Origin of the sequence: Pseudonocardia sp. KRD291 (assembly GCF_019263595.1) — a bacterium.
Lineage (GTDB): Bacteria > Actinomycetota > Actinomycetes > Mycobacteriales > Pseudonocardiaceae > Pseudonocardia.
In genome coordinates this window covers 1-5677 of sequence record NZ_JADQDD010000351.1, presented here as the reverse complement: position 1 = coordinate 5677, position 5677 = coordinate 1, and the positions used below count along the sequence as shown (strand labels likewise).

Here is a 5677-nt window from a genome sequence, read left to right as displayed (position 1 = left end):
TCGTCGAAGCGCGGCCCGACGATCTGCAGGCCGATCGGGAGGCCGTCGCCGGTCCAGCCGCAGTTGATCGACACCGCCGGCTGGCCGGACATGTTGAACGGCACCGTGAACCCGACGTGCTCGAACGGCCGCTCCCCGTCGTCTGAGGAGAACGCCTGCTCGACGCCGAACGCCGGGATCGGCGCGGTCGGCGTGAGCAGGTAGTCCACGTTCTCCCACATCGCGGCCGCGGCGCGGGCCATCGCGTCCATCTGGCTGAAGCCGTGGAACACCTGCTCCCCGGTCAGGTCCCGGCCGCTGCGGGCCCAGCGCAGGATCTCGGGCAGCATCTTCTCCGCGCGCTTCGGTGCCATCGCCGAGACCTCGGACCAGGCGCGGGCGCGCCAGAACCGGTCCAGCCCGTCGAGCATCTCCCGGCGCAGCAGCGGGCCGACCGGCTCGACGGTCGCGCCGGCGTCGGCGAAGCGCCGCGCGGCCGCGTTCACCGCGGCCTCGATGTCCGGCTCGACCGCGAACCCGACCCCGCACTCGACCATCACGCCGATCCGGACCCCGCGCAGCCGCGACTCGTCGGTTGCGGCGACGGCGTCCCAGTCCAGGTCGGCGGGCGGTAGCGAGGTGTGGTCGCGGGCGTCCGGCGCGGACACCACGCGCATCAGCACCGTCGCGTCGTCGACGGTCCTGCTCAGCGGTCCGATGGCGCGGCCGTAGTAGGGCGGCACGACCGGGAGCCGCCCGGCCGAGGGCTTGAGCCCGACCAGCCCGCAGCAGTGCGCGGGCTGGCGGACCGAGCCGCCGATGTCGGTGCCCAGGTGCAGCGGCCCGTACCCGGCCGCCGCGGCCGCGCCCGCACCGGACGACGAGCCGCCCGGGGTGCGCCGGGAGTTCCACGGGTTCGCGGTGCGCGGGTGAAAGCTCGACACCGACGACCCGAGCATCCCGAGGTCCGGCATCGTCGTCTTCGTCGTGATCACCGCGCCGCCGGAGCGCAGCCGCGCCGCGGCCGGGGCGTCGCGCTCGGCCGGGACGAGCTCGGTGGCCGCGGTCCCGGACGGCACCGGGACCCCGCGGGTGGCGATGTTCTCCTTGAGCGTCACCGGGACACCGTCGACGGGGCCGAGCGGCTCCCCGCGACGCCACCGCTCGGTGGCCTCCGCGGCCGCGCTACGGGCACCGTCCGGGTCCTGGGCGTAGGTCGCGCGCAGCCGCGGCTCGCAGGCCGCGATCCGCGCCAGCACCGACTCCAGCGCCTCGGACGGGGACAGCGTCCCCGTCCGGTACGCCTCGACGAGCTGCGCCGCCGTCGCGTCGGCCGGCTCACCTGCGATATCGGAGTTCACGTCCCCACTCTCCCGCCCCGCGGCCGTCTCCGCCGGACCCTTGTCGTCCCTACCGCCGGGTCGTCCTACCGCCGGGTCGTCCCCGCGACATGCTCCGGAACGGGCTCCGGCTGCGCCAGCCTCTCGTCCGGGGTGTCGGCCGGTCGCAGCCGGGTGATCACCGTAACGACCAGGAGGTTCACCGCGAGCGCGACCACCCCGGCGTTGACGCCTGCGAGCGGGTCGTTGCCGCCCGCCACCAGGACCACGTCCACCACCAGCCCGGCCGCGAGCCCGGCCAGCGCCGCGGACACCGGCATCCGGCGCCAGAACAGCGCGAGCAGCACCAGCGGCAGCAGCTGCGCCATCCCCTCGTAGGAGATCAGCGACAGGCGCACCAGCGCGTTCGGGAACAGGTAGGTCATCGCCAGCGCCACGACCCCCGCGGCCAGCGTCACGACCTGGGCCAGGCGCCGCCGGCGCACCGCGGCCGCCGGTCCGGTCCCCCGCACCACCGGCCCCCACATGGTGCCGATCACCAGCATGAACATCGCCATCGGCACGATCGCCGAGAGCGCACCGGCCGCGCCGACGAACCCGACCGCCCACGGCGGCATGGCCTGGCGGACCAGCTCGAACATCGCCAGGTTGGAGTCGGTCAGCCCGGGCACGACGAACAGCGCGGCCATCCCGAGCACCACCGGTACGAACAGCAGCACCTGATACAGCGGCAGCACCATCGCGTTGCGCCGCAGCACCTGCGGGCTCGCCGCGCCGAGGAACCCGGCGACCTGCGGCGGGAAGATGCAGAACACGACGGCGTTGAGCAGGACGGTGGAGGCGAACCAGCCCACACCCAGCGTCGCGTCGTCCGGCCCGGGCAGCGTCAGCCAGGCCTCGCGCTGCTCGAGCAGGCGTTCCAGCAGCGGGCCGTAGCCACCGAAGAAGTGCAGCGGCACGTAGACGAACACCGCGGCCAGCGTCACCAGTACCAGGACGTCCTTGAGCGCGGACACCCACGCGCTGCCGCGCAGGCCGGAGAGCAGCACGAACGCCTCCGCGACCAGGAACGCGACGAGGTAGGACACGCCGAGCCCGATCGCGCCGTAGCCGACCGAGGCCACGACCACGCCCATCCCGGTGATCTGCAGCTGGATGTAGGGCAGCACCAGGACCGTCGCGACCAGTGCCACCACCGCGTTGAGCCACGGCGCACCGAACCGGTGCGCGGCGATGTCGGCGATCGAGTGCAGGCCGTGGCGCTGGGCGTAGGTCCACAGGATCGGCGCGACGACGTAGCTCACCGCCATCCCGATGCCCAGGTAGGCGACGACGTAGAGCGCTGAGATGCCGTTGTCGTAGGCCCAGCCGGCCGCGCCGAGGTAGCTGAACGTCGTGTAGGTCTCGCCCGCGGTGAGCAGCAGCGTGAACAGGAACCCCAGGCTGCGCCCGCCGAGCGACCACTCGGCGAGGTCGTCGCCGTCTGCCTGCGCCCGCCGCCCCCGACCGGCCCGGATCCCGAGGACGCACGCCAGGACCATGAACGCGGCCAGGATGCCCAGCGAGACCGCCGCGGCGCCGGTCACCGGTTCTCTCCGTCCGCCACCCCGCCGGCCCGGTCCGGGCGCATCCCGCCCGAGCGCCACACCGGGTCACCACGCGCCGCCAGCCACACCGCGACCGGCGTCAACACCGTCGCGCCGAACAGCCACACGGCCAGGAACGGCAACCCGAACACGACCGGCTCCACACGGTTGACCAGCGGCAACGCCCCTACATAGAGCACCGGCACCACCAGCAGCCAGAGCAACGATGCCCGACCTCGGAACATGACCACCCCCGTCGTCAGACGGGAGCCTCCCCCGCGCCCGGTCCATGGTCAACGCCGGCCGCAGGCAGCGCCTCAGGTGAGGAGCCCGGTCGCCCAGGCGATCGAGGTCAGCACGATGAAGATCGTGAGTGTGAGCAGCAGGTTGAGCCAGAGCCTGCGCAGCGTTCCCGGCATGGTCGTCGTACCCCCTCTCGTCGCTACGCCAGCGACGCCGGGCCCGCGGTGATCATCTGGTAGACCAGGAACACCGAGAACGCGACGTAGAACAGCGCGACGACGATCATCACCGGCAGCCGCCAGCCCTTGAGCCTCGCGAACTCCGGCAGGCACCTGCGGTTGAGCAGGATGAGCAGCACCGAGTAGAAGGCCATCACGAACCCGCCACCCGCCGAGGAGATGACCAGGAGCACGACGGGTTCGAGGCCGGTCCAGATGATCCCGGAACCGACCACGATCATGACCCACACGACCGTGATGTAGATCTTGCTCTCGCTCCAGAACGCGCTGTCCTTCAGGAACGTGACCTTCAGCGAGTCCCCGGTGAGCCGGCTGACGTAGTCGATGACGCCGATGTTCGTGGACAGCAGCATGAGGAAGCCGGCGACGTAGAAGGCCGTCGTGAACCACGGGGCGATGAGCTCGCCCAGTGCGCGCCCCTCGACCTGGATGAACCCGAGCTCGGACTCGAGCTCGGAGTTCACCCCGACCGTCGAGAACACCAGGACCGACAGCGAGACCAGCAGCACGACACCGATGAACCAGAACGTGAGGAGCTGCTCGGTATTCGCGATGCGCCACCACTGCCGCCAGCGCCGCTCGTTCTCCTCGGTCGCCGGAACCATGTACCCCAGAGACGGCGCCGCGACCTCCTGGCCCGTGATCGGGGAGACGATGTTGGGGATCCGCACGCCCATCCCCATGCCCTTGTCCCGGATGTAGTTGCTCTGCACCAGGTTGTTCGCCCCGCCGGCTCCGGCGAAGACGATCGCGCCGAACAGTGAGGCCGCACCGATCTGGGAGACGATGGCGGGAAGCTCGGACACGGTGCCCGGCGCCTCGGTGACGACGGCCGCCCAGGCGTCCGCCTTCGTCGCGAGCACGATCGCCGCCACGACGAACAGCAGGATCAGGACGACCATCACCCCCTCGACCTTCTCCAGGGTCTGGTAGATCACCGGCGACACCGTGATCGCCAGCCCGATCGAGATGAGGAAGATCGTGGCCAGCACCGGGACGGCGGACTCGCCGAGGTCGAAGATGAACGTGAACACCGTCGCCCCGCTGGATGCCCATCCCGGCCAGAGGTTCGGCAGGATCGCGCCCAGCACGAAGATCACGCCCCAGGGCAGCCACAGGCGGGAGAACCCGGTCACCGCGGTCTCGCCGGTGATCAGCGTGTAGCGCTCGACCTCCATGTTCAGGAAGAACTGGAGCGTGATGCCGACGACGGCGAGCCAGATGATGCCGGGCCCCACCTGCGTCGTGACGTAGGGCCAGAGCACCAGCTCGCCCGACCCGAGTGCGGTTGCGGTGAGGATGACGCTGGCGCCGAGGTAGCGACGCAGGCCCTGCGGCTCCGGGAGGTCGGCGTAGGGCACCGCGGGCAGATGTCGGCTCGGGAGCTCGGTCGCCATCGCGGGGGTTCCCGACCGGCTGCGTTCGGTCATCACGCCACTCCCTAGCATCGTTGCCCGGCAGTGTGACGAGCATAACAGCGCGCGTCCAATAAGATGATCTTTGTCCGGATGGTTCCGCTCGGTGCGTCCGGCGCGGCGTCGTAGCCTGGGCACGTGCGGGGTGACGACAGCGCGGCGCCGGTGGTGGTCACGGTGGCGATCGAGACGCTCCTCGTCTCGCCGGTGCACGCCTACGAGGGCCGCCCGGATGACGGCCCGGCGCCGGATCCGGAGCCGGTGTCCCGGCCGTCGGTGCAGGTCCGCGCCGGTCTCGGGCTGGTCGGCGACCGCTACTGCGGCCGGGCCGCACACCGCCTCGCCGCGGTCACCGTGATGTCCGCGGAGTCCCTGGACGCTGTGCGCGACGATCTGGACCTGGATGCGACACCGGGCGCGGTGGACGCGCGGCGCAACGTCGTCCTGCGCGGCTTCGGGGTCGACACGCTGGCCGCGGTCGGCCGGGGTGGCACGGGAGCGGTCTTCGCCCTGGACAGCGGGGACGGCCCGGTCCGGTTCCGCGCGCACCGCCCGGCGGCCCCGTGCCGCTGGATGGACGTCGTCCTCGCCCCCGGCGCGTTTCGGGCCCTGCGCGGACGCGGCGGGGTGCGCTGCGAGCCTCTCGACGATGGCGTGCTGCGCCTCGGACCGGCCGTCCTCACCGTCCTCGAACCGGCCGTGGCCGGGGAGCGCCTCCGCCCGTCCGGTGGGAGCCGGGGTTCACGGTCACCCGCGCCGGCTCGCTGACGGCCGCGCCGCCGTGATCGCACGACGGCGCCGACCGCCCGGCGATACCGACTCCTCAACCCGCTGAGCAGCGATGAACGCCGTCGCCGGCTCCTCCGAACGGCCTG

At 72.0% G+C, this 5677-nt stretch carries 5 protein-coding genes; 1 reads left to right on the top strand and 4 read right to left on the bottom strand.

From position 1 onward, the window contains the following. The 4 genes from I4I78_RS29350 to I4I78_RS29335 form a co-directional block, all read right to left on the bottom strand. The coding region (locus I4I78_RS29350) for an amidase (protein WP_308252434.1) at positions 1-1340 on the bottom strand (1340 nt) is incomplete at its 3' end. A 65-nt stretch (positions 1341-1405) separates the two neighbouring features. Further along, a complete protein-coding gene (locus I4I78_RS29345) occupies positions 1406-2905 on the bottom strand; it encodes a sodium:solute symporter (RefSeq protein WP_218614754.1) in 1500 nt (499 codons plus the stop codon). After that, positions 2902-3129 carry a DUF3311 domain-containing protein gene (locus I4I78_RS29340; protein WP_226380657.1) on the bottom strand — a complete coding sequence of 76 codons (228 nt, stop codon included), beginning with the start codon at positions 3127-3129 and terminating at the stop codon, positions 2902-2904. The genes I4I78_RS29345 and I4I78_RS29340 overlap by 4 nt, the downstream gene beginning before the upstream one ends. Positions 3130-3347: 218 nt before the next feature. Further along, positions 3348-4817: an Nramp family divalent metal transporter gene (locus tag I4I78_RS29335; RefSeq protein ID WP_226380656.1), complete on the bottom strand. Its 1470-nt coding sequence runs from the start codon at positions 4815-4817 to the stop codon at positions 3348-3350. Between the two features lie 123 nt (positions 4818-4940). On the opposite strand from I4I78_RS29335, the gene I4I78_RS29330 reads away from it, so the two are divergent. Next, a complete protein-coding gene (locus I4I78_RS29330; protein WP_226380655.1) occupies positions 4941-5570 on the top strand; it encodes a molybdenum cofactor biosysynthesis protein in 630 nt (209 codons plus the stop codon). Positions 5571-5677 lie beyond the last annotated feature (107 nt).